The sequence below is a fragment of the Agrococcus sp. DT81.2 genome (genome assembly GCF_049844935.1).
Lineage (GTDB): Bacteria > Actinomycetota > Actinomycetes > Actinomycetales > Microbacteriaceae > Agrococcus.
This window is the reverse complement of record NZ_JBNCLZ010000002.1, coordinates 339,647-359,986: the sequence shown is the minus strand read 5'-3', so window position 1 is coordinate 359,986 and position 20,340 is coordinate 339,647. Positions and strand designations below refer to the sequence as shown.

Below are 20,340 nucleotides of genomic sequence, written 5' to 3'. Positions count from 1 at the left end.
GGCGACCCCGCTCACGCCGGGATCGGTCGATTCTACGTCACGCGCCCGCTCAGGGCCCGTCCGTGGGCTCGACCGGCAGCGTGGGCAGCGGCTGAGTGGGCTCGGGCGGCGTCGTCTCGGTCGGTGCGGGCGCCGGCGTCGTCGGCGTCGTCGGCGCGGTGGCCGTCAGCGTGAGCGTCGGCGAGGCGCCGCTCGTCAGGCTGTCGCCGCCGGCGATGTCGCAGCGGTACGCGTACGACACCGTCGTCTGCCCGCTCGGCACGCTCGTGAAGTCGAGCTGCGCGTTGCCCGTCGGGATCGCCTCGTTCTCGCCGTCGGGCCAGACGACATTCACGGTGTAGTCGCCGAGGGTGTAGCCGGCCGGGCAGCTCGCCGGGTCCCACACGACCGAGAGCGCCGAGCCGGCGGTGACGGCCGCGGGATCCGAGCCGTCCGCGGTCCGCGGCGCCGAGGTCGGATCGGTGATCTCGGCCTGCGGTGCGTAGACGGTGCCGGTGATCGTGGACCCCTCCGGGACCAGGCCGGTCGGGTTGACGTCGTAGACCTCGCCGACGACCTCGGAGCCCGCGGCGGGATTGCCCACCTGCACGTTGGCGACGAGCCCGAGGTCCTCGATCGCGTTGCGGAACTCGTTCTCGTCCATGCCGAGGAACGTCGCCTCGTCGATCTCGACCGTCGCCGCCGTGCTCTGGGTCGGCGGCTGCGAGGTCTCGCTCGGTCCGGGCGGTGTCTGGCTGCCGTTGAACAGCATCACGGCGATCGCGATGCCGGCGGCGACGAGCAGCACGGCCAGGATCACGACGGGCCAGATCCACGGGTTCGTGCGACGGCGCTCCTCCGCGTGCAGCGTGGTGGCGCTCGTGACGGGCAGCGCCGCGGTGGCGGGGCTCGACTGCGTCGTGATCACGCGCGTCGCGGCCTGCGTCGGCGAGTCGATCGTCGCGAACGAGTCGGTCGACGCGATGCCCGGCACGATGGCGGCGGCACCGGCGATGTCGCCGCGGCGCAGCATCGTGGCGGCGCGCGAGAGGTGCGCGGCGGAGGTCGGTCGATCGGCCGGCGTCTTGGCGATGCACGACAGCACGAGGTTGCGCACCGGCTCCGGGATGGTGCCCGGCAGGTCCGGCGGCGCGTCGTTGATGTGCGCCATCGCGATCGCGACCTGCGACTCGCCCGTGAAGGGTCTGCGGCCGGCGAGCGCCTCGTACGCGACGATGCCGAGCGAGTAGATGTCGGTCGCGGGCGCGGCCTGCTGCCCTGAGGCCTGCTCGGGGGAGAGGTACTGCACCGTGCCCATCACCTGGCCGGTCGCGGTGAGCGGCACCTGGTCGGCGATGCGCGCGATGCCGAAGTCGGTGATCTTGACCCGGCCCTCGGGCGTGATGAGCAGGTTGCCCGGCTTGATGTCGCGGTGCACGAGCCCCGCCTGGTGGGCGGCGTGCAGCGCGGCCGAGGTCTGCGCGACGATGTCGAGCACCTTGTCAGCCGAGAGCGTGCGGTCGCGGTCGAGGATCGCGCTGAGCGGCTCGCCGGGGACGAGCTCCATCACGAGGAAGGCGCTGCCCTCCTCCTCGCCGTAGTCGAAGACGTTGGCGATGCCCTCGTGGTTCACGAGCGCGGCATGCCGGGCCTCGGCGCGGAAGCGCTCGAGGAACCCGGGATCCCCCATGTACTCGTCCTTGAGGATCTTCAGCGCCACGGTGCGGCCGATGACCTGATCGGTCGCCTGCCACACCTCGCCCATGCCGCCGATGGCAATGCGGCTGGCCAGCTGGTATCGCCCACCGAAGGTGAGTCCGCTGGATGGTCTCATGAGTTCAGCACCGCCTCGATCACTGCTCTCCCGATAGGTGCGGCGATCACGTTTGAAGTATCACCGACGATGTTCTCATCCGGGACGACGACGACCGCCACCGCCACGCTCCGTTCGTCCAGCTCGCCGTAGCCCGAGAACCACAGGTTGAACGGCTCGTTGTTCTCACCGGTCTCCGCGGTGCCCGTCTTGCCGCCCACGGTGACCCCCTGGATCCGCGCGTTCGTCGCGAGGCCCTCGCTCACGGCGAGCTCCATCGCCGCGCGCATCTCCGCGGCCGTCCCCGACGAGATCGGGTTGCCGAGGATGGTCGGCTCCGGGTCGTCGAGCACGTCGAGGTTGGGCGCGAGCACCCGGTCGATCATGTTCGGTCGCATGAGCGTGCCGTCGTTGGCGATCGCCGCGGTCGTCATCGCGATCTGCAGCGGCGTGACGCGCACGTCGTACTGGCCGAACGAGGTCAGCTGCACCTGCGACGGCTCGAGGTCGGTCGGGTACGTGCTCGGCGTCACGGGCAGCGGGATGTCGAGCTGCTGGCCGTAGCCGAACGCGGCGGCCTGCTCGGCGATCGCCTCCTCGCCCAGCTGCTCGCCCAGCATCGCGAACTGGATGTTGCACGACAGGATGAGCGCGGTCTCGAGCGTGACGGTCTCGCCCGGGCCGCACGTGGTCCTGGATGCGTTGCGCACCTCGGCCGTCGACCCGGTGAGGGTGAGCGACTCGGGGTTGGGGAACTCCGTGTCGAGCTCGAAGCGCCCGGACTCCAGGGCGGCGGCAAGCACGAGCACCTTGAACACCGAGCCGGGGTAGTACAGGTCTCCGCCGATCGTGCGGTTCTGCAGCGGCGCGCCGGGGTCGGCGATCAGCTGGTTGTAGGTCTCGGTCACCGCGGGGATGCTGTGCAGCGCGAACGCGTTCGGGTCGAAGGTCGGGCTCGAGTACATCGCGAGCACGTCGCCGGTCTCGGTGTCGAGCGCGACGACCGCTCCCTCGCGGTCGCCGAGCGCCTCCGCGGCCGCCTGCTGCGCCGCGCTCGAGATCGTCAGCTCGACCGAGGATCCAGCCGGGTCCTGCCCGGTGAGGGTGGCGACGATCTGGTCGAAGAACTGGCTGTTCGCGCTGCCGGTGAGCTCCTCGTTCATGGCGCCCTCGATGCCGGTGTTGCCCTGGCCGAGCGTGTTGTAGCCCGTCACGGATGCGTAGAGCGGCCCCATCGGGTATTGGCGCTGCCACTCGTACTGGTCGTCGGACGGCGTCGAGAGCGCGACCTGCACGCCGTCGACGACGATCGATCCGCGCTCGACCGCGAAGGAGTCGTAGAGCGTGCGCGTGTTGCGGGCGTCGTCGTGGAGCCCGTCGGCCTGCACGGCCTGGATCATCGTCGACGACGCGAAGAGCCCGACGAACATGATGAGCAGCAGCGTGCTGACGCGCCGGATGGGTCGACGCATGCTCTGCTCCCGATCGGTGCTGGTCATGCGATCCCCCTTCCGCGCACCGAGTCGCTCAGCCTCAGCAGCAGCGCGACGATGAGCCAGTTGGCCAGCAGCGACGAGCCGCCGGCGGCGAGGAACGGCGTCGTGAGGCCCGTGAGCGGGATGAGCCTCGTGACGCCGCCCACGACGATGAACACCTGCAGGCCGATCGCGAAGGCGAGGCCGACCGCGAGCAGCTTCGTGAAGTCGTCGGGCCCCTGGAACCCGATCCGCACGCCTCGCGAGACGAGCACGAGGTAGAGCGCGAGGATGGCGAAGATGCCGGCGAGCCCGAGCTCCTCGCCGAGCGAGGGGATGATGTAGTCGCTGTTGGCGTACGGCGTGATGTGCGGCCTGCCGAGCCCGAGCCCCGTGCCGAGCAGCCCGCCGTGCGCCATGCCGAAGACGCCCTGCACGATCTGGAACGATCCGCCCTGCGCCTCGTACACATCCGGGTCGAAGGCGTGGGTCCAGGCGTGGATGCGCCGCTGCACGTAGCCCAGCAGGAAGTACGCGGCGATGCCGCCGAGGGCGACGAGGCCGACGCCGATCACCATCCACGAGCGGCGGCCGGTGGCGACGTAGATCATCACGAGGAAGAGCCCGAAGTACAGCAGCGAGGTGCCGAGGTCGCGCTGGAAGACGAGCACGAGCATGCACATCGCCCAGACGACGAGGATGGGGCCGAGGTCGCGCAGTCGGGGGAAGCGGATGCCGAGGAATCGCTTGCCCACCACCGAGAGCGAGTCGCGCGCGGTCATGAGGTAGCCGGCGAAGAAGATCGCGAGCGCGATCTTGGCGAGCTCGCCGGGCTGCAGCGACACGAGGCTGCCGATGCCGATCCAGACGGTCGCGCCGTTGATCGTGCGGCCGATGCCGGGCACGAGCGGCAGCATGAGCAGGATGATCGCGATCGCCATGGCGAGGAAGCGGTAGCGGGCGAGCACCCGGTGGTTGCGCACCACGACGATCGTGAGGATCGCGACGACGATCGCGAGTCCGGTCCAGACGATCTGGCGCATCGACGCCGCATCCCAGCCCGTGACCCCCTCGGCGATGTCGATGCGGTAGATCATCGCGATGCCGAGCCCGTTGAGGGCCGTCACGACCGGCAGGATGATCGCGTCGGCCTCGCGGGCGACGACGCGCAACGCGATGTGCAGCGCGAGCGTGAGCACGCCGAGGCCCGCCGCGAGCTGCAGCGGGAACAGGTCGACGCGCTGCAGCGCACCGAGCTGCACGAGCGCCATGGCGCCGCCGGCGATGATCCAGGCGACGACGAGCAGGAACAGCTCGAGGTTGCGCAGCTTCGCGGGATTGCGGATGCGCACCTTGATCGCCTCGGTGACGTCGCGCAGCTGCACGATGCCCGTGTGCAGCGCGCCCGGAGCGGTGCGGTCGGACGCCGTCGTCTGATGCGTCATGGTGATCGCTCCAGTCGCTCGATGATGGCCTGCGCGTCGGCGAGCGAGCCGGCGGAGATCGTCTGCTCGACGTTGCGCTGGTTGAAGGGGCTGAGCTCGTCGACCGCGATGTCGGTCTCCTGCACCTGCGCGGCGAGCACGAGCGGGCCGATCTGCTGCTGGATGCCCTGGTAGATCGCGACGTTGCCCGCGTCGTTGACGCCGACGAAGTAGCGGTCCTGCGTCCAGGAGTAGAAGAGCAGCGAGAGCACGGCGATGCCGATGACGGCGAGCGAGGCGCCGACGCTCCAGCTGAGGCGGCGGTTGCGACGCATGCGGCGCTGCTCGGCGAGCAGCTCCTGCAGGAACTCCTCGCTCTCGGGCTCGAAGTGCTCGAACGCGGGCTGCTGACGCGACTGGAGGGGGTGGAGCAGCAGCTGCGAGAGGCTGACCGAGGTGCGCTCCGGCTCGACCGCCTCGTACGAGATGGGCGCGGCCGCGGAGCCGACCGTCGTCGGCTCGATCGACGACTGGCGCCGCTCGTCGATGTCGCACAGCACGACGGTGACGTTGTCGGGCGCGCCGCGGGAGAGCGCCTCGTTCACGAGGCGCTGCACGGTCGACGGGGTGTCGAGGCCCTGCTCGAGGATCGAGCGGATGCGCTCCTCGTCGACGTAGCTCGAGAGGCCGTCGGAGCACACGAGCCAGCGGTCGCCCGGCAGCGCGTCGTGCACGGCCGTGTCGATCTCGGGGTTCGTCTCGACGTTGCCGAGCACCCGCATGACGACGTTGCGGCGGGGGTGGTGCTCCGCCTCCTCGCGCGTGATGCGCCCCGCTTCGACGAGCCGCTGCACGAACGTGTGATCGGTCGAGATCTGCTCGAGCGCGCCGACCCGGTAGCGGTAGATGCGGCTGTCGCCGATGTGCGCCATGCCGACCCGGTCGCCGATCAGCAGGATGCCCGAGCCGGTGGTGCCCATGCCCGAGAGCTCCGGGTGCTCGACCATCGCCTGCTGCAGCGCGTCGTTGCCCTCGCGCAAGGCGTCGGCGAGGGCGTCGGCGGCCTCCTCGGCGCTCGCGTACTCGCGGTCGGCCTCGCGCGCCTTGCGCGTCACGATCGCGCTCGCCACGTCGCCGCCCGCGTGCCCGCCCATGCCGTCCGCGACGAAGAACAGGTGCTTGCCGGCATAGCCGGAGTCCTGGTTCTCCGTGCGGATCCGGCCGACGTGGCTGATCGCGGCGGCGAGCGGTGCGCTCAAGCTCAGCGCCTCAGCTCGAACGTGGTCGTCCCGATCCGCACCGAGCTGCCGACCCGCACGGGAGTCGACTCGGTGATGCGCTTGCCGTCGACGTACGTGCCGTTCGTCGATCCGAGGTCCTGCACCATCCACTGGTCGCGCCAGCGCACGATCTTCGCGTGCGAGCTCGACGTGTAGTCGTCCTTGATCTGCAGGCCTGCGCCGCTCGAGCGTCCGATCGACAGGCCGGTCTCCGGCAGGTCGAGCTCGAGACCGGAGCGGGGGCCCGACGTGATGACGATGCGGCCCGCTCCGGCATCGGGTGCGGCGCTCGGCGCGGCGCGCGGCGTGGCGGTCGTGGGGGCGTCGGCGGCGGGCGCGGCGGTGGCTCCGGCGGAGGCCGCCTCCCGCGTGCGCTGGCTCTGCACCGCGACCCGCTGCAGCGGCGTGAGCCGCGGCCCGAAGAGGTCGCTGCGGAGCGAGTACAGCACGATGAAGATGAACAGCCAGAGGAGGGCGAGGAAGCCGATCCTGATGATGATGAGGGTCAGCTCACTCACGCGCGCCCCTTCGGCTGCGCCAGCACGCGGTAGACGATGCGTGTGGCGCCGATGTCGATGATGGAGTCGGGCTCGAGCAGCGCGCTCTTCAGCGCTCGGCCGTTGAGGGTCGTGCCGTTCGTGGAGCCGAGGTCGCTGACCTGGGCGCGGGTGCCGTCCCAGACGATCTCGGCGTGCTTCCGGGATGCGCCGGCGTCGTCGACGGTGATGTCGGCGTCCGAGCCCCGGCCGATGATGGTCCGGCCCTTGCGCAGCGCATGGCGCTTGCCCTTGATGTCGACGACGGCCGTCCAGACGACTTCGCCCGACTCGCTGTCGGAGACGATCTCGAGCATGCCGGTCGTCTTGCCCGAATCGGGCTCGAGGCCGAGGTCGACCGGGCCCGCGAACGAGTAGCCCGACTGGCGTGCGTGCGTCTGCACGGTGCTGGTGAGCTCGTCGAGCAGGGCGTCGCCGAGCCGGCGCAACCGCTCGAAGTCGGCGGGAGCGAGGCGCACCGTGAGCCGGTTCGGCACGAGGATGCGGTCGCGCGAGACGACGGACGCGTTCGTGTCGAGCTCGCGCTTCAGCGCGCTCGCGATCTCGACGGGCTCGACGCCCGAGCGGAAGGTCTTCGCGAAGGCGCCGTTGACGGCCTTCTCGAGCCCCCGCTCGATCGAATCGAGGAATCCCATTGTCTGATCACCGTCCCTATGCCGCCGTTAGCGTACCTGCCGAGCCTAGGAACCTGATATTCTCGTGTGGTTGCCCGGTTCCGACCGGGTCTCGCGCGAGTGGCGGAATTGGCAGACGCGCTGGCTTCAGGTGCCAGTGTCCGCAAGGACGTGGGGGTTCAAGTCCCCCCTCGCGCACGATCGGCCCCGGGCTCCACCCCGGGGCCGTTCCTCGTCTCCGCGCGCGCTACGGCGTCAACACCACCTTGATGCAGCCGTCCTCCTTCTTCTGGAACGTCTCGTAGTACTCGGGTGCCTCGTCGAGGGGGACGAGGTGCGTCGTGAGGTCGCCGGTGCCGAGCGGGTCGGACGGGTCCTCGACGAGCGGCAGCAGCGTGTCGCGCCACGACTGCACGTTGCACTGCCCCATCCGGAGCGTGAGCTGCTTGTCGAAGAGCGTCATCATGGGCATCGGATCGGCCGAGCCCACGTAGACGCCGCTGAGCGAGACGGTGCCGCCACGGCGCACGGCATCGAAGGCGGTGTGCAGCGCCGAGAGCCGGTCCAGGCCCGCGTGCCGCATCATGGGCTTCGCCAGCAGGTCCGGCAGCGCGCCGACGAGCTGCTGCGCGGTGGCCGCGCCGGGCGCGCCGTGCGCCTCCATCCCGACCGCGTCGACGATCGCGTCCGGGCCGCGACCATCCGTCAGGTCGCGCAGCGCATCCGTCGCATCCGCCATGTCGAGCGTCTCGACCCCGTAGCGCTCGGCCATGGCGCGTCGCTCGGGCACCGGCTCGACAGCGATGACGCGATGGCCCAGGTGCCGGCCGATGCGCGCGACGAACTGCCCGACGGGACCGAGGCCCATCACGCCGAGCGTGTCGCCCGGCTGGAGGCCGGCGTACTCCACGCCCTGCCACGCCGTGGGGAGGATGTCGCTGAGGAAGAGGTACCGGTCGTCGGCGAGCTCCGTGCCGACCTTCGTCGCGTTGAAGTCGGCGAACGGCACGCGCAGCCGCTCCGCCTGGCCGCCGGGGACCGAGCCGTAGAGCGATGTGTAGCCGTATAGCGACGCGCCGGTGCCGGAATGGCGGTTCTGCGTCGTCTCGCACTGCGTCGTCAGGCCCTTCGAGCACATGTAGCACTCGCCGCACGCGATCACGAACGGGATGACGACGCGGTCGCCGACCTGCAGGCTCGAGACCGCCGAGCCCACCTCCTCGACGATGCCCATCGGCTCATGCCCGAGGATGTCGCCCTTCTTGAGGAACGGCGCGAACAGCTCGTAGAGGTGGAGGTCCGATCCGCAGATGGCGGTGGAGGTGATCCGGATGACGACGTCGGTCGGCTGCTCGATGCGGGGGTCGGCGACCTCCTCGACCGAGACCTTGCGCTTGCCCTGCCAGGTGAGTGCTCTCATGCCAGCACGCTATGCGGGTGGGGTACGCCGTCGGTACCCCACCCATCCGATTCACAGGTGCTTCAGCGGTCCTTCGCGACCTTGCCGATCAGCTCCTCGCCGATCGCGAGGCGTTCCTGGTCGTCGTCGCCCGGCACGCGGTCGCCGCGCAGGCTGCGTCCGGCGGTCTCGTTGAACGTCAGGATCGCGAGCAGTCCGACGATGCCCGCCGCCATCATGTAGAAGCCAGGCACGAGCGTCGAGCCGGTCTGCTCGATGAGCGCCTCGTTGATGAGGCCGGCGGGTCCTCCCAGCAGCGACGTCGCCACGTTGTAGCCGAGCGCGAAGCCCGCGTAGCGCACCGTCGTGGGGAAGAGCGCCGGCAGCGACGCCGAGATGTTGCACAGCAGCATCACGAGGAAGAGCCCGAAGATCGCGAGGCCGAGCACCTGCAGCAGCAGATTGCCGGTGTTGAGCAGCAGGATCGCGGGCACCGAGAACACCGTGAAGCCGATGGCGGCGGTCAGCAGCAGCGGCCGCCGGCCGATCCGGTCGGTGAGCGCCCCCATGGGGATGATCACCGCCATCATCACGAGCTGCACGCCCACGAGCATGAGCCCCGCCTGCGTCCCGTCCATGTCGAGCGACGTCTGGAGGAACGTGGGCATGTAGGTGAGCACGAGGTAGAACGCCGTGTTGATGAGGATGGTGATGCCCATGATCTTCAGCAGCTGCTTCGGCTGCTGCGTCACGAGGTCGCGCAGCGTCTGCCACGCGCTCGTGCGGGTGTCCTGCTCCTTGGCCTCCTCGAAGACGGCCGACTCGTGCAGGCGAGCGCGCATCGCGATGGCGACGAGGCCGAGGGGCAGGGTGAGCAGGAACGGCAGGCGCCACCAGCCCGCCTCCATGCCCTCGGTGCCGACGATCCACTCCAGCGCGGTGACGAGGATCGCAGCGAGCGAGAAGCCGAGCAGCGTGCCGAACTCGAGGAACGAGCCCCAGAAGCCGCGGCGGTCGTCGGGGGCGTGCTCCGCCATGTAGACGGCGGCGCCCGCGTACTCGCCACCGGCGGAGAAGCCCTGCACGATGCGCAGCAGGAACAGCAGCACCGGCGCGAGCCAGCCCACCTGGTCGAAGGTCGGCAGCAGGCCGATCGCCGCGGTGGCGACCGAGATCATCATGATCGTGAAGACGAGCACCTTCTGACGCCCGATCCGGTCGCCGAGCGGGCCGAGGATGGCGCCGCCGAGCGGGCGGACGAGGAACGAGACGGCGAAGCCGAACAGCGTCCAGAGGATCGCCTCCTCCGAGCCGCCGAAGATCTGCGTCGACAGGTGCACGGCCAGGTAGCCGTAGATGCCGTAGTCGAACCACTCGATGGCGTTGCCGGCCATCGCGCCCATCACCGACTTGCGCACGGTCTTGCGCTGGATCGGCGAGAGGTCGATCTCGCGGGTGATGGGTGGCGGAGTGCGGTGCGCAGGTGCTGTCTGCTCGGTCATGGCCGTATCCCTTTCCGGATGGGGTGGATCGTGCGGGCGGTGCAGGGTCAGTCGTGCTCGGGGTCTCGGCGGTCGGTGTCGTCGGTGTGCAGGTGGACGAGCATGCGAGTGTACGCGCGCGCCGCCGCTCCGAGGTCGGCGATGCGCACCCGCTCGTCCGGCTGGTGCGCCTGACCGGTGATGTCGCCGGGGCCGACGATGATCGTGGGGCAGCCGTGGTGCCGGGCGATGAACCCGCCCTCGCACGCCGCCGTCCATGCCTCGACGGGCGCGGCCGCGCCCTCGGCGACCAGCGCGTCGACCGCGGTCGCGACGAGCGGATGCGTCGGGTCGGTCTCGAAGCCCGGCATCTCCATGAGCAGCGACGCCTCGGCGCTGCATCCGTCGTCTGCGAGCGCCTCCCCGATGCCGCTCCGGAGCTGCGCGAGCGCCTCGGCGCCCGCCTCGCCCGGCATGAGCCGTCGGTCGACGAGCAGCGTGCAGCGGTCGGGCACGATCGACGTGCCGTGGCCGCCCTCGATGCGGCCGACGCTCCAGGTGGCCGAGCCCAGCAGGCCGGAGGCGCCCGCGCGCATCCGCGCGTGGTCGCCGGCGATCCAGTCGACGATGCGCGCGGCGGTGGTGATGGCGCTCGCACCGTCCTCCGGGCGCCCGGCGTGCGCGGCTCGACCCGCGACCTCGACCTGCAGGTTGGCGGCGCCGCGGCACGCGATCACCACGGCCATGTCGGTCGGCTCCGCGACGATGCACGCCCGGTGCACGGCGTCGGGCGGCGTCGCGGCGAGGTGCGCTTGGATGCCGGTCGCGAGGTCCTCCTCGTCGACCGTGACGAGGAGCTCGAGGGGTGCGTCGGGGAGCACCCGATGCACGGCGGCCATCGCCTGCAGCGCCGCCGCGATGCCGCCCTTCATGTCGGCCGCGCCCCGGCCGGTCAGCCAGCCGTCGGCGACGCGCGGGTTGAACGGGTCGGCGGCCCACCCCTCGCCCGCGGGAACGACGTCGCTGTGCCCGAGCATCAGCACGCCGGGTGCGGCCTCGGTGGCGTCGGGGCCGAACCGGATCGACAGGTTCGGGCGGCCGGGCGCCACGAGCTGCCTGCGGCTGCGGCCGCCGAGCCGCGATGCGATTGACTCCAGCACCCGCACCGCCACCAGCTCGGTGCCGCCCGGGTTCTCGCTCGCCGCCAGGATGAGCGACGAAGCATCGGCGACGACGGTCGCCTCGTCGACGAGCGCGAGCGCGCGCTCGACCGCCGCGGCCGTGGCGTCGCGCACGGCCGTCACGCCCCCTCCCGCACGATCAGCGCGCGCGGCGCGCTCGTGAGCACCTCGATGCCGTCGGCCGTGACCGCGATCGACTCGCTGAGCTCGCAGCCGTAGCCCGACATCCACATGCCGGCGATGATGTGCAGGCACACGCCGGGCTCGAGCACGGTCTCGTCGTCGCCGCGCACCGAGACGGTGCGCTCGCCCCAGTCGGGCGGGTAGCCGATGCCGATCGAGTAGCCGAGCCGCGACGGCTTCTCGACCCCGTGCTTCGCGATGTGGTCGCGCCACAGCGCGTGCACGTCGGCGACCGCGCGGCCGGGGCGCAGCCCGTCGAGCACGAGCTCGAGCCCCTCGGCAGTGATGTCGGCGAGGCGCTCCAGCCGTGCATCGGGCCGGCCGAGCGTGAGCGTGCGGGCGAGCGGAGCGTGGTACCGGCGGTGGGCGCCGGCGAGCTCGATCGAGACGGCCTCGCCAGCGTCGAGGCGGCGCGCGCTGAACGTCATGTGGGGCGTGTCGGCCGATTCGCCGGTCGGCAGCATCGGCACGATCGCCGGGTAGTCGCCCTCGGCGCCCTCGACGCCCGTCGCTTGCGCGAACTGGATGGCGGCGGCCACGTCGTTGAGGCGGGCGCCCTCGGCGACGGCGTCGATGCCCGCCTGCATCGCGGCGGAGGCGACGCGGCCGGCGGCGCGCATGAGCTCGAGCTCGACGGGGCTCTTCACGAGCCGCACCCAGTTGACGAGGTCGTGGGAGTCGACGAGCTGCCACTCGGGAATGCCCCGCTCGAGCGCGTGGAAGGCGCGGACGGAGAAGAAGTGGGCCTCCGACTCGTAGCCCACGCGCCCGCGGGTCGCGAAGCCGTGCTCCCGCAGCCGCTCGGCCGCCCAGTCGAACGGGTGCGCGTGCCGCTGGTGCACGAGCGACTCGGGGTAGCCGAGGATGCGCTCGGGCGGCGTGCTCGCGGTGCGGTGGGCGCCGCCCGCGTCCATCGCCCGCATGATGAGCAGCGGCTCACCGGCGAGCGGCACGAACAGCAGCTGCGGCATGTAGAACGACCAGGCGTCGTAGCCGGTCAGGTAGTGGAGGTTCGCGGGGTCGACGACCACCAGACCGTCGAGGCCCGCGCGCTGCATCCGCTCGCGCGTCCGGGTCAGCCTGGCGTCGAGCTCGTCGGTGCTGGGCGGCATGCCGAACACCCTACGTGCCCGCGCTCCGCGTCACTCCCGCAGGGGCACGAAGGCGTACCGCCCCCCGTCCTCGCGCACTCGAGGTACGCCGTCCCGCACGTCGACGACCGTCATCCGGCCGGCGACCGGCGCGACCATGCGCCCGCCCTCGGCCAGCTGCGCGGCGAGCGCATCGGGCATGCGGCCGAGGTCCGCCGAGACGAGGATGCGGTCGAACGGCGAGTCGTCGGGGAGCCCGAGGATGTGCGGAGCCGCCTGGCGCACGCGGGCACGGCTGCCGTGGGCGGCGAGGTTCTCGTTCGCGACGTCGACGAGCTGCGGTACGAGCTCGACGCCGAGGACGTCGGCACCGAGTCGCTCGAGGATCGCGGTCGTCCAGCCCGATCCCGCGCCGACGTCGAGCACCCGCTGGCCCTCGTGCACGTCGAGCAGCTCGAGCATCCGGGCGACCGTCGAGGGCTGCGAGTTCGTCGCGTCCCAGCCGATCCCGACGGGACGGTCGACGTCGGCCAGGTGCCGCACGACGGCCGGCAGGAACGTCGCGCGCGGGGTCTCGGTCATCGCGGCGCGCACGCGCCGGGCGGCCTCGGGCGGGACCGGGAGCGCGTCCATGCGAGTGACGCTACCGGGCGGCTCAGGCGAGCGACACCTTGCTGTTCCACGAGCGAGCCGTACGCCAGACCATGAGCGGCACCAGCACGAGCAGCGCCGGCACGAAGCCGATCGGCATGAGCTGCAGGTCGATGTCCTGCAGCATCGCGGTGAGCATGTCGACCGGCAGCAGCTCCAGCTCGCCCGACGTGGTGATGCCGAGCCCGAACGGGATCGCGAGGATCATCACGAGCATCACGAGCTGCGTCGCGGTGTGCAGCGCGAACCACACGAGCACGGGACCGCCAAGGCCGAGCCGGTGCATCCGCTGCTCCGACCCGAGCGACGCGGCGCTGAGCAGTGTCACCGTGTTGAGGCCGTACAGCAGCAGGAGCAGCACCGGAGCGGCGACGGCGGTGAGCCAGGGCGATGCCTTGAAGGCCAGCGCGAGCGCGTCGCCGACGAGCGGGAAGATGTCGAGCGGCTCGAGGCCGACCTGTGCGGCGGTGCCGAACCACACGACCAGGCCGATCGCGAGCGTGCCGGCGAGGCCGGCGACGAGCACGACGGCGCCCCACACCACCTTCGCCCAATAGATGCGCGAGCCGCGGACGGGCAGCGTCTGGGTGAAGTAGCCGATGCGGCCGTAGCTGCTGCGCCAGTAGTCGACCGCCTGAGCGAGCTGCAGCGCGGGGACGAGACCGAACGTGCCGGCGAGTCCGAGCAGCACGCCGAACTGCGACAGCACCGGCCACCCGGTGGCAGCGGTGAGCGCGCCGACGACCCCGACCGCCGACGCGGCGCCGGCGATGGTCAGCAGGAGGGCGCGGGTGCGGATCACCTCGTGCTTGATGAGCGTGCCGATCATCGGTAGACCTCCCTGAACAGCCGGTCGATCGAGACGCCATGCTCGGCACGCAGGTCGTCGACCTGGCCGGCGAGGGCGACGCGACCGCGGCGCATGAGCACGACGCTGTCGAGGATGGGCTCGAGGTCGTGGATCAGGTGGGTGGAGACGAGCAGCAGCGAGTCGGCGGAGAGGTTGCGCAGCACGCCCTGCAGGATGACGTCGCGAGCGGCCGGATCGACGCCGGAGATCGGCTCGTCCAGGAGGAAGACGCGCGCGTCCCGCGCCATGGCGAGCGCGATCTGCACCTTCTCGCGCATGCCCTTCGACATCTCCTTCAACCGCATCGATGCATCCAGACCGAAGAAGCCGATGAGGTCCCGGGCCCGCTCGGGGTCGAAGGCCTCGAAGCAGTCGTCGTAGAGCTCGATGCACGAGCGGACGCGAGCGCCGTCGGGCAGGAAGCTGACGTCCGGGAGGTAGGAGACGCGCGACTTCGACTCGGGGCCTGGCGCGTGGCCGGCGATGCGGACCTCGCCGCTGTAGTCGGCGAGCACGCCGGCGAGGACCTTCAGGAGCGTCGTCTTGCCGCTGCCGTTCTCGCCCAGCAGGCCCACGACCTGGCCGTACGGGAGGGTGAGGTCGAGCCCGTCGAGGGCCCGCAGGGGGCCGTAGGTCTTGACGAGGCCACGCAGCTCGATCGCGTCGGTCATGGTCTCATCCCGCCGATCCGTCGGCGGTGGTGCTGTCGCGGTCATGGTGGTCCCATCTCTCTGTCAGGAGGGTGTGCGCGTCCGTGATGCCGAGCCCGACCGCGATCGCGCGGCGCGCGAAGTCATCGGCGGCATCGGCGGCGAGCCGCCGTCGCAGGGTGCGGATGCGCTCGGTGTCGTCGGTCACGAAGCGCCCGGCAGTGCGCTCGGAGCGCACCAGCGCGTCGCGCTCGAGCTCGCCGAAGGCCCGCTGCACCGTGTTCGGGTTCACCTGCAGCTCGGCAGCGAGCTCGCGGACCGCCGGGATCCGTGATCCGGCTGGCCATTCGCCGGCGACGATGCGCCGCGAGAACTCGCCGATCAGCTGAAGCCAGATCGGCTGCGCAGTGTCGAAGTCCATCGGCGTCCTTGTCTTACTGTATTAGGTAACTAATACAGTACAGCGCGGCACAGCGCGTCGCAAGCGCGGCGTGGCGGAGGCCGGCGGTGCCGGTCGCGATGGCGATGCCGTGGAGGTCGCACGCGGGCAGAGAGAAAGCGGTGCGGACTGGCACATCGGCGCTTGCTCTATCGCAAGTGATGGTGAAGGCGCCTGGTCGGTCCGCACCGCTTGACTTGCCCGTGACTGTACGCCGCCGGGCGGCGGCGCGCAACGCTCTCGGGCGCCTGTGGAGGATCCGCGCTCAGTCGGGGAGCGCGGCTCGCGGCTTCCGGATGCCGGGGTGCGACGCCGGGATCGACGCGAACAGCACCCACCCAGAGACCGCGATGCAGACGATGATGAGCGGGTAGGTGAGCGCGGCGCGCATGATGGCGAGCCAGGTCGTCTCGTCCAGCCACCACAGCACGCCGAAGACCGCCACGCGGACGACGTACTGGAGCACCCAGATCCACGAGGCGAGCCGGTAGGCGCGCAGCAGCACCGGATCGCGGCGCCAGCGCGTGCGCGTGCCGATCAGGCCGCCGACGATGACGCCGAGGAGCGGCCAGCCGAGCGCGATGGAGACCATCCAGGCGAGGGCGCTCGCGGCGTTGGACAGCAGCTGGATGAGGAAGAAGTTGCGAGCCTCGCCGGAGTAGGAGGCGATCATCGCGGCGACGACGGTCATGAGCATGCCGATCAGGACGGCCTTTGGCCTCCGCCGCTCCACGAGGGCATAGACGAGCGTCGAGGCGCTCGCGAGCAGCGACCACAGCACGGCTGCCGCGAGGTCGCCGCTCGTCACGAGCCATCCGACCAGGAAGGCGAGGGGCGGCACGCTGCCCTCGAGCGCCGCCTTGCTGCCGCCCAGCAGCCGGGCGAGCGACTCCTCGCGCGTCGGGTCGCCGTCCTCGTCGAAGCCGGCGACCGGCCGCGAGGAATCAGATAGCGGCATGGAGGAAGGCTAGCCTCACCCGCTCGCGCGCACCAGGGCGGTCAGTTGCTGCGCCAGCCCCGCGGACCGCGGGAACCCGCCGGGTACTCGTGCATCGGCACCGCATCCGCGCGCCATGCCTCGAGCACCGGCTCGACGATGCGCCAGCACTCCTCTGCGGCATCGCCGTGCACCGCGAGCCGGGGGTCGCCGTCGAGGATCGAGGCCAGCACCTCGCCGTAGGGCAGCAGTGCGCCGCCTCCGAGCTCGCCGCGCAGCACGGTCTGCTCGAGTCGGAACGGGTCGCCCTTGCCGTTCGTGGTCAGGTGCAGCTCGAAGCCGTCGGGCTTGAAGTCGATGACGAAGCGGTCAGGGCTGCCGCGGCCGGAGAGCCCCGTCGGCACGTGCGCCGGCTCCTTCCAGTGCACGATCGCCCGCTTGCGCACGCCGGCGAGCGACTTGCCCGAGCGGAGGATGAACGGCACGCCCGCCCAGCGCTGGTTCGCGATCTCGATCTGCACCTCGGCGAGCGTCTCCGTGCCGAGGGCGGGGTCGACGCCCTCCTCAGCGACGTAGTCGGGGACCTCGCGGCCCTCGACGCTCCCCGCCGTGTAGCGGGCGCGGCGCGAGTGCCGGAGGGGGTCGACGACGCTCGCGGCGCGCAGCACCTGGCTCACGGCATCGCGCAGGTCGCGCTCACCGACGCTCGCGATCGGCTCGATGGCGAGGAACGCCATGACCTGCAGCAGGTGCGACTGGATCATGTCGCGGAGCGCGCCGTTGCGGTCGTAGTAGCCGGCGCGGCCCTCGAGCGTGACGGTCTCGTCGTACAGGATCTCGACCTTCTCGATGCTGTCGCGATCCCACGTCGGCTCGAGCAGCCGGTTCGCGAAGCGGAGGCCGATGAGGTTGAGCACCGTGTGCAGGCCGAGGAAGTGGTCGATGCGGAAGACCCGCTCCTCCGGCACGATGCGCGTGACGAGGGCGTTGAGCCGCTTCGCGGACTCGAGGCTGTCACCGAAGGGCTTCTCGATCGCGAGGATCGTGTCGTCCGGCACCCCGACCTGCTCGAGCGTGCCGCACACGAGCGCCGTCACGTGCGGGGGCAGCGCGAAGTAGATGACGAGTCGCTCGCACTCGATGCTCTCGAGGAGCGCGCGCAGGGCGGCGGGATCCGTCGCGTCCGCCGCGACGTAGCGCGTGGTCGCGAGCACCTGCTTCGCCGCGGCGCCCTGCGCGCCACCGACGCCGAGCGCGGTGCGCACGCGGTCGTGCCAGTCGGCCGGGGCGAGCGCGCGCAGATCGGCGCCGACCACCTGCACGCGCCTCGATGGCTCCTCGCGCAGCAGCGTCGCGATGCCGGGGAGCAGCAGGCGACTCGTGAGGTCGCCGGATGCGCCGAGGATGAGCAGGGTGGTCGCGCGACTCGGTGCCATGCACCGATCCTCGCACCCGCGGCTGTGTCGCTCGAGGGTGCGGGGACGCGGTCGCGGTCAGCCGCGCATCACCAGATGGTGCCGCCGCCGATCGAGATGCCGCCGTAGGTGAGGAGCACGAGCACGACCGCCACGACCGCCGGGGCGATGCCCCTGCCGCCGGCGTGGCGCGACTTGAACAGGGCGATGACGGCGAGGATCGCCGCGATCGCCGCGAGGCCGCCACCGAGGATGAGGCCGATGAACAGCGGGATGGGCATGAGGACGAGGCCGAGGAGGCCGATCCAGAACGCCCACCACGCCCAGGGGTTCGAGCGCTTGGTCTGCATGCCACCATCCTCCCAGCGCGAGGCTCGATGCCCGCTGAGGAGCTCAGTCAGCATCCTCAGGGGCGGCTGTCGTTGCCGTCAGGGGTTTGCGAACACTGTTGCGCATGCGTCGGCATGGGTCTTTGCTGGGGCGCAGGCAATCGCAACGACGGCTGTGCGAGCCCGACTGCACTGCCAGGCGCCGCTGATGGCGCCGCAGCCGGGAGTGGACGATGCGCGCAGAGGATCGACGGCGTCACCCGCCCCGATCGCGCGCGCCCGGGTTCGCTCGGCGCTCGCGGCGTCGCGTCGCGCGCGTGCTCGCCGGCGTGCTCGCCGCCTCCGTCGGCCTGATCGCGCCGCTCGCCCTCGCGCCGGCGATCGTCACCGCATCTGAGACGGCCGCGGTCGCGGTCGAGCCGAACGCGACCGAGGGGCCGACGGCGCAGCTGGCCCCGGAGCCCTCGGTGCCGGCCGAGCCCTCGGTGCCCGCCGAGCCCTCGACACCGGCCGAGCCGTCGACGCCGGATCCGACGCCTCCGGGGGATCCGGCGACTCCGGACCCCGGCACGGCGCCCACGGCCGCGACGCTGACGCTGCGGGCGCAGGTGGACAACGGGGATGGCGGCGGCGCCGCGAACACCGACTGGACGCTCGCCGCCGACGGGCCGACCCCCATCCGCGGCGTCGCGGAGTCGTCGGCGATCATCGCAGCCCTCGTCGAGCCGGGCGTGTACGCCCTCTCGACCAGCGGCGGCCGCGCCGGGTACGGCGCTCCGCTGTGGAGCTGCGAGGGCGGGGCCCTCGATGGCTCGACCGTGACCATCGGCGAAGGCGACGCCGTCGTCTGCACGGCCACCCACGATGACGCCGCAGTCGACCTCGCGCTGACGATCGACGACGGCGACGCCGTGGTCGCCAACGGGGGCGCCTTCGAAATGACGATCACGGTGCGCAACATCGGCGGCCGCGACGTCGACCTGGACGAGCCCGTGACCGTGACGGCGGCGCTGCCGGCCGGCGCTACCCTCCTCGACAGGGGCGGTTGCACGGCGGGCGGGCAGACCGTCACCTGCAGCATCGCCCCGATGCTGCTCGTCGCCGGTGGGACCGCGCTCATCACCATGTCGGTCCGCCTCGAGGAGGATGCGCTCCCGGGCGGCTACCGGACGCTCGCGGTCGTGACGACCGCCGACGACCGCCCGGCCATCATGACGTGCGAGAGCCGCTCGAACAGCGTCGACTGTGAGCGCACCGAGCTGCGGTACCCGACGCTCACCCTCGTGCAGGCCGTCAGGAACGACGACGGCGGTGACGCCTCGGTCGCCGACTTCGCGCTCAGCGCCCAGGGCGCCGTCGGCATCGCGGGGACGTCCGGCACACCGTCCGTCACCGCGGCATCCGTGCCTGCAGGCGCCTACCGGCTCGCCGGTGCAGCCGTAGCGGGCTACGCCTCCGGCAATTGGGTCTGCGTCGGCGGCGCGTTGTCCGGCGCGACGCTCACGATCACCGGCATCGCCGACGTCACCTGCACGATCCTCGCCGACGACCGCCCGGTCGACCTCCGGCTCACCACCGACCGGCGGGACGAGGTGGTGAGGGCCGGCGGCGACGCACGCCTCGCGCTCACCGTGTCGAACGCGGGCGCTCGCGCCCTCGACGCCGATGAGAGTGCCACCATCAGCGCGGAGCTGCCCAGCGGGCTGACCTACAGGTCGAGCGAGCATCCGTGCTCGGCCGCCAACACCACCGTCACGTGCACCGTCGCCGCGGCAGCGCTCGCCGCCGGCGCCTCCGTCACGATTGAGATCGTGGTCGCGGTCGCGCCCGCGCTGCCCACCGGCACGTACCGCACGGAGGCGACCGTCTCGACGGAGGACGATCCCGGCCCGGCACCGGGCGGCTGCGAGCGCCCGTCGAACAACGTCGCCTGCGCGGAGACCGCGGTGGGCAGGGGGGTCGTGGCGGCCGAGAAGTCGGTGTGGGAGCAGGCGGACGACGGCTGGCTGGCGTCCGACGGGGCCGTCGGCTTCGGCGACCTCGTGCAGTTCCGCATCGTCGTGCGCGCCGAGGGCGACGCCCCGAGCACCGGCGTCGGCATCGTCGACCAGCTGCCCGGTGGACTCCTGGCCGACGGCGCGGCGACGTGCTCGGTGCCGTGCAAGGCCGAGCTGGATGCAGTCACGGGCACGCACCGCATCGCGATCGGCACGATGGAGCCCGGTGCAGTGGTCACGGCCACGATCGCGGCCCGCGTGCCCGGCGTGCCGTCGCAGGCCGACGGGACCGTCGTGCGGGTGGCGTTCGACAGCGTCGCTGCGGTCTCGAGCGACAGCCTCGAGAGCGCCTCCACCAACGTCGTGACGGTGCGCGCGAGCCACGCGCTGCCGTCGCGCGCACGCACGGGAGGCGACATCCCCATCGGCGGCATCAGCCTCGCGCTCGCGCTGCTCGTCGCCGGCGGTCTGCTGCTCGTCCGATCCCGGGAGCTGAGCCTCCGCTGACCCGATCGTCGACCCCGAGCCCTCGCTCGTCGTGACCGGGCGGGGGCTCGGCCCTCTGTCCGAGCAGGATCGGCCGTGGCAGGCTGGG

At 71.6% G+C, this 20,340-nt stretch carries 18 protein-coding genes and 1 tRNA gene; 2 read left to right on the top strand and 17 right to left on the bottom strand.

What is annotated here, in order from left to right:
* Positions 1 to 49: 49 nt before the first annotated feature.
* From ACLQ21_RS05010 to ACLQ21_RS04985, 6 genes are read right to left on the bottom strand one after another with little or no spacing between them, the layout of a single operon-like run.
* The gene (locus tag ACLQ21_RS05010) at positions 50 to 1,813 is read right to left on the bottom strand and encodes a protein kinase domain-containing protein (RefSeq protein WP_425662092.1); all 1,764 of its coding nucleotides are present in this window, start codon (positions 1,811 to 1,813) and stop codon (positions 50 to 52) included.
* Positions 1,810 to 3,291, bottom strand: a complete 1,482-nt coding sequence (locus tag ACLQ21_RS05005; protein WP_425662090.1) for a peptidoglycan D,D-transpeptidase FtsI family protein — start codon at positions 3,289 to 3,291, stop codon at positions 1,810 to 1,812. The genes ACLQ21_RS05010 and ACLQ21_RS05005 overlap by 4 nt, the downstream gene beginning before the upstream one ends.
* Positions 3,288 to 4,712 carry an FtsW/RodA/SpoVE family cell cycle protein gene (locus tag ACLQ21_RS05000; RefSeq protein ID WP_425662088.1) on the bottom strand — a complete coding sequence of 475 codons (1,425 nt, stop codon included), beginning with the start codon at positions 4,710 to 4,712 and terminating at the stop codon, positions 3,288 to 3,290. Before ACLQ21_RS05000 ends, ACLQ21_RS05005 begins: the two co-directional genes overlap by 4 nt.
* Entirely contained in the window at positions 4,709 to 5,950 is a 1,242-nt protein-coding gene (locus ACLQ21_RS04995) for a PP2C family protein-serine/threonine phosphatase (RefSeq protein ID WP_425662086.1), read from the bottom strand. The genes ACLQ21_RS05000 and ACLQ21_RS04995 overlap by 4 nt, the downstream gene beginning before the upstream one ends.
* A gap of 2 nt (positions 5,951 to 5,952) precedes the next feature.
* Positions 5,953 to 6,489, bottom strand: a complete 537-nt coding sequence (locus ACLQ21_RS04990; RefSeq protein ID WP_425662084.1) for an FHA domain-containing protein FhaB/FipA — start codon at positions 6,487 to 6,489, stop codon at positions 5,953 to 5,955.
* Positions 6,486 to 7,163, bottom strand: coding sequence for an FhaA domain-containing protein (locus ACLQ21_RS04985; RefSeq protein ID WP_425662082.1), 678 nt, complete (start codon positions 7,161 to 7,163; stop codon positions 6,486 to 6,488). The genes ACLQ21_RS04990 and ACLQ21_RS04985 overlap by 4 nt, the downstream gene beginning before the upstream one ends.
* A 93-nt stretch (positions 7,164 to 7,256) precedes the next feature.
* Here ACLQ21_RS04985 and ACLQ21_RS04980 point away from each other — a divergent pair.
* A tRNA-Leu gene (locus ACLQ21_RS04980) sits at positions 7,257 to 7,340 on the top strand.
* A 49-nt stretch (positions 7,341 to 7,389) separates the two neighbouring features.
* Here ACLQ21_RS04980 and ACLQ21_RS04975 read toward each other — a convergent pair.
* The 11 genes from ACLQ21_RS04975 to ACLQ21_RS04925 all read right to left on the bottom strand — a co-directional run bounded on the left by ACLQ21_RS04975 (position 7,390) and on the right by ACLQ21_RS04925 (position 17,769).
* On the bottom strand, positions 7,390 to 8,562 hold the full coding sequence (locus tag ACLQ21_RS04975; protein ID WP_425662080.1) for a zinc-dependent alcohol dehydrogenase: 1,173 nt from the start codon (positions 8,560 to 8,562) through the stop codon (positions 7,390 to 7,392).
* 62 nt (positions 8,563 to 8,624) lie between these two features.
* Positions 8,625 to 10,043, bottom strand: coding sequence for an MFS transporter (locus ACLQ21_RS04970; protein ID WP_425662078.1), 1,419 nt, complete (start codon positions 10,041 to 10,043; stop codon positions 8,625 to 8,627).
* 47 nt (positions 10,044 to 10,090) lie between these two features.
* Positions 10,091 to 11,326 (bottom strand): M20 family metallopeptidase, encoded by a 1,236-nt coding sequence (locus ACLQ21_RS04965; protein WP_425662076.1) that lies wholly within the window; start codon positions 11,324 to 11,326, stop codon positions 10,091 to 10,093.
* Entirely contained in the window at positions 11,323 to 12,498 is a 1,176-nt protein-coding gene (locus tag ACLQ21_RS04960) for a M24 family metallopeptidase (protein ID WP_425662074.1), read from the bottom strand. Before ACLQ21_RS04960 ends, ACLQ21_RS04965 begins: the two co-directional genes overlap by 4 nt.
* Positions 12,499 to 12,528: 30 nt before the next feature.
* A complete protein-coding gene (locus ACLQ21_RS04955) occupies positions 12,529 to 13,110 on the bottom strand; it encodes a protein-L-isoaspartate O-methyltransferase family protein (RefSeq protein WP_425662072.1) in 582 nt (193 codons plus the stop codon).
* A 22-nt stretch (positions 13,111 to 13,132) separates the two neighbouring features.
* Complete coding sequence (locus tag ACLQ21_RS04950; RefSeq protein WP_425662070.1) at positions 13,133 to 13,957, bottom strand: hypothetical protein; 825 nt, start codon at positions 13,955 to 13,957, stop codon at positions 13,133 to 13,135.
* Positions 13,954 to 14,649, bottom strand: coding sequence for an ABC transporter ATP-binding protein (locus ACLQ21_RS04945; RefSeq protein ID WP_425662068.1), 696 nt, complete (start codon positions 14,647 to 14,649; stop codon positions 13,954 to 13,956). Before ACLQ21_RS04945 ends, ACLQ21_RS04950 begins: the two co-directional genes overlap by 4 nt.
* Positions 14,650 to 14,653: 4 nt before the next feature.
* The gene (locus tag ACLQ21_RS04940; protein ID WP_425662066.1) at positions 14,654 to 15,049 is read right to left on the bottom strand and encodes a GntR family transcriptional regulator; all 396 of its coding nucleotides are present in this window, start codon (positions 15,047 to 15,049) and stop codon (positions 14,654 to 14,656) included.
* 283 nt (positions 15,050 to 15,332) lie between these two features.
* Positions 15,333 to 16,025 carry a DUF3159 domain-containing protein gene (locus ACLQ21_RS04935; RefSeq protein ID WP_425662064.1) on the bottom strand — a complete coding sequence of 231 codons (693 nt, stop codon included), beginning with the start codon at positions 16,023 to 16,025 and terminating at the stop codon, positions 15,333 to 15,335.
* Positions 16,026 to 16,066: 41 nt separating this feature from the next.
* Positions 16,067 to 17,440, bottom strand: a complete 1,374-nt coding sequence (locus ACLQ21_RS04930) for a glucose-6-phosphate dehydrogenase (RefSeq protein ID WP_425662062.1) — start codon at positions 17,438 to 17,440, stop codon at positions 16,067 to 16,069.
* Between the two features lie 68 nt (positions 17,441 to 17,508).
* Positions 17,509 to 17,769, bottom strand: coding sequence for a hypothetical protein (locus ACLQ21_RS04925; protein WP_425662060.1), 261 nt, complete (start codon positions 17,767 to 17,769; stop codon positions 17,509 to 17,511).
* Between the two features lie 296 nt (positions 17,770 to 18,065).
* Here ACLQ21_RS04925 and ACLQ21_RS04920 point away from each other — a divergent pair, with 296 nt between their 5' ends.
* On the top strand, positions 18,066 to 20,252 hold the full coding sequence (locus ACLQ21_RS04920; RefSeq protein WP_425662058.1) for a hypothetical protein: 2,187 nt from the start codon (positions 18,066 to 18,068) through the stop codon (positions 20,250 to 20,252).
* Positions 20,253 to 20,340: the final 88 nt, after the last annotated feature.

Coding starts and splice junctions, on each gene's coding strand:
- ACLQ21_RS05010 (WP_425662092.1), bottom strand. CDS start 1,813: ATGAGACCATCCAGCGGACTCACCTTCGGTGGGCGATACCAGCTGGCC.
- ACLQ21_RS05005 (WP_425662090.1), bottom strand. CDS start 3,291: ATGACCAGCACCGATCGGGAGCAGAGCATGCGTCGACCCATCCGGCGC.
- ACLQ21_RS05000 (WP_425662088.1), bottom strand. CDS start 4,712: ATGACGCATCAGACGACGGCGTCCGACCGCACCGCTCCGGGCGCGCTG.
- ACLQ21_RS04985 (WP_425662082.1), bottom strand. CDS start 7,163: ATGGGATTCCTCGATTCGATCGAGCGGGGGCTCGAGAAGGCCGTCAAC.
- ACLQ21_RS04975 (WP_425662080.1), bottom strand. CDS start 8,562: ATGAGAGCACTCACCTGGCAGGGCAAGCGCAAGGTCTCGGTCGAGGAG.
- ACLQ21_RS04970 (WP_425662078.1), bottom strand. CDS start 10,043: ATGACCGAGCAGACAGCACCTGCGCACCGCACTCCGCCACCCATCACC.
- ACLQ21_RS04960 (WP_425662074.1), bottom strand. CDS start 12,498: ATGCCGCCCAGCACCGACGAGCTCGACGCCAGGCTGACCCGGACGCGC.
- ACLQ21_RS04955 (WP_425662072.1), bottom strand. CDS start 13,110: ATGGACGCGCTCCCGGTCCCGCCCGAGGCCGCCCGGCGCGTGCGCGCC.
- ACLQ21_RS04950 (WP_425662070.1), bottom strand. CDS start 13,957: ATGATCGGCACGCTCATCAAGCACGAGGTGATCCGCACCCGCGCCCTC.
- ACLQ21_RS04945 (WP_425662068.1), bottom strand. CDS start 14,649: ATGACCGACGCGATCGAGCTGCGTGGCCTCGTCAAGACCTACGGCCCC.
- ACLQ21_RS04940 (WP_425662066.1), bottom strand. CDS start 15,049: ATGGACTTCGACACTGCGCAGCCGATCTGGCTTCAGCTGATCGGCGAG.
- ACLQ21_RS04935 (WP_425662064.1), bottom strand. CDS start 16,025: ATGCCGCTATCTGATTCCTCGCGGCCGGTCGCCGGCTTCGACGAGGAC.
- ACLQ21_RS04930 (WP_425662062.1), bottom strand. CDS start 17,440: ATGGCACCGAGTCGCGCGACCACCCTGCTCATCCTCGGCGCATCCGGC.
- ACLQ21_RS04925 (WP_425662060.1), bottom strand. CDS start 17,769: ATGCAGACCAAGCGCTCGAACCCCTGGGCGTGGTGGGCGTTCTGGATC.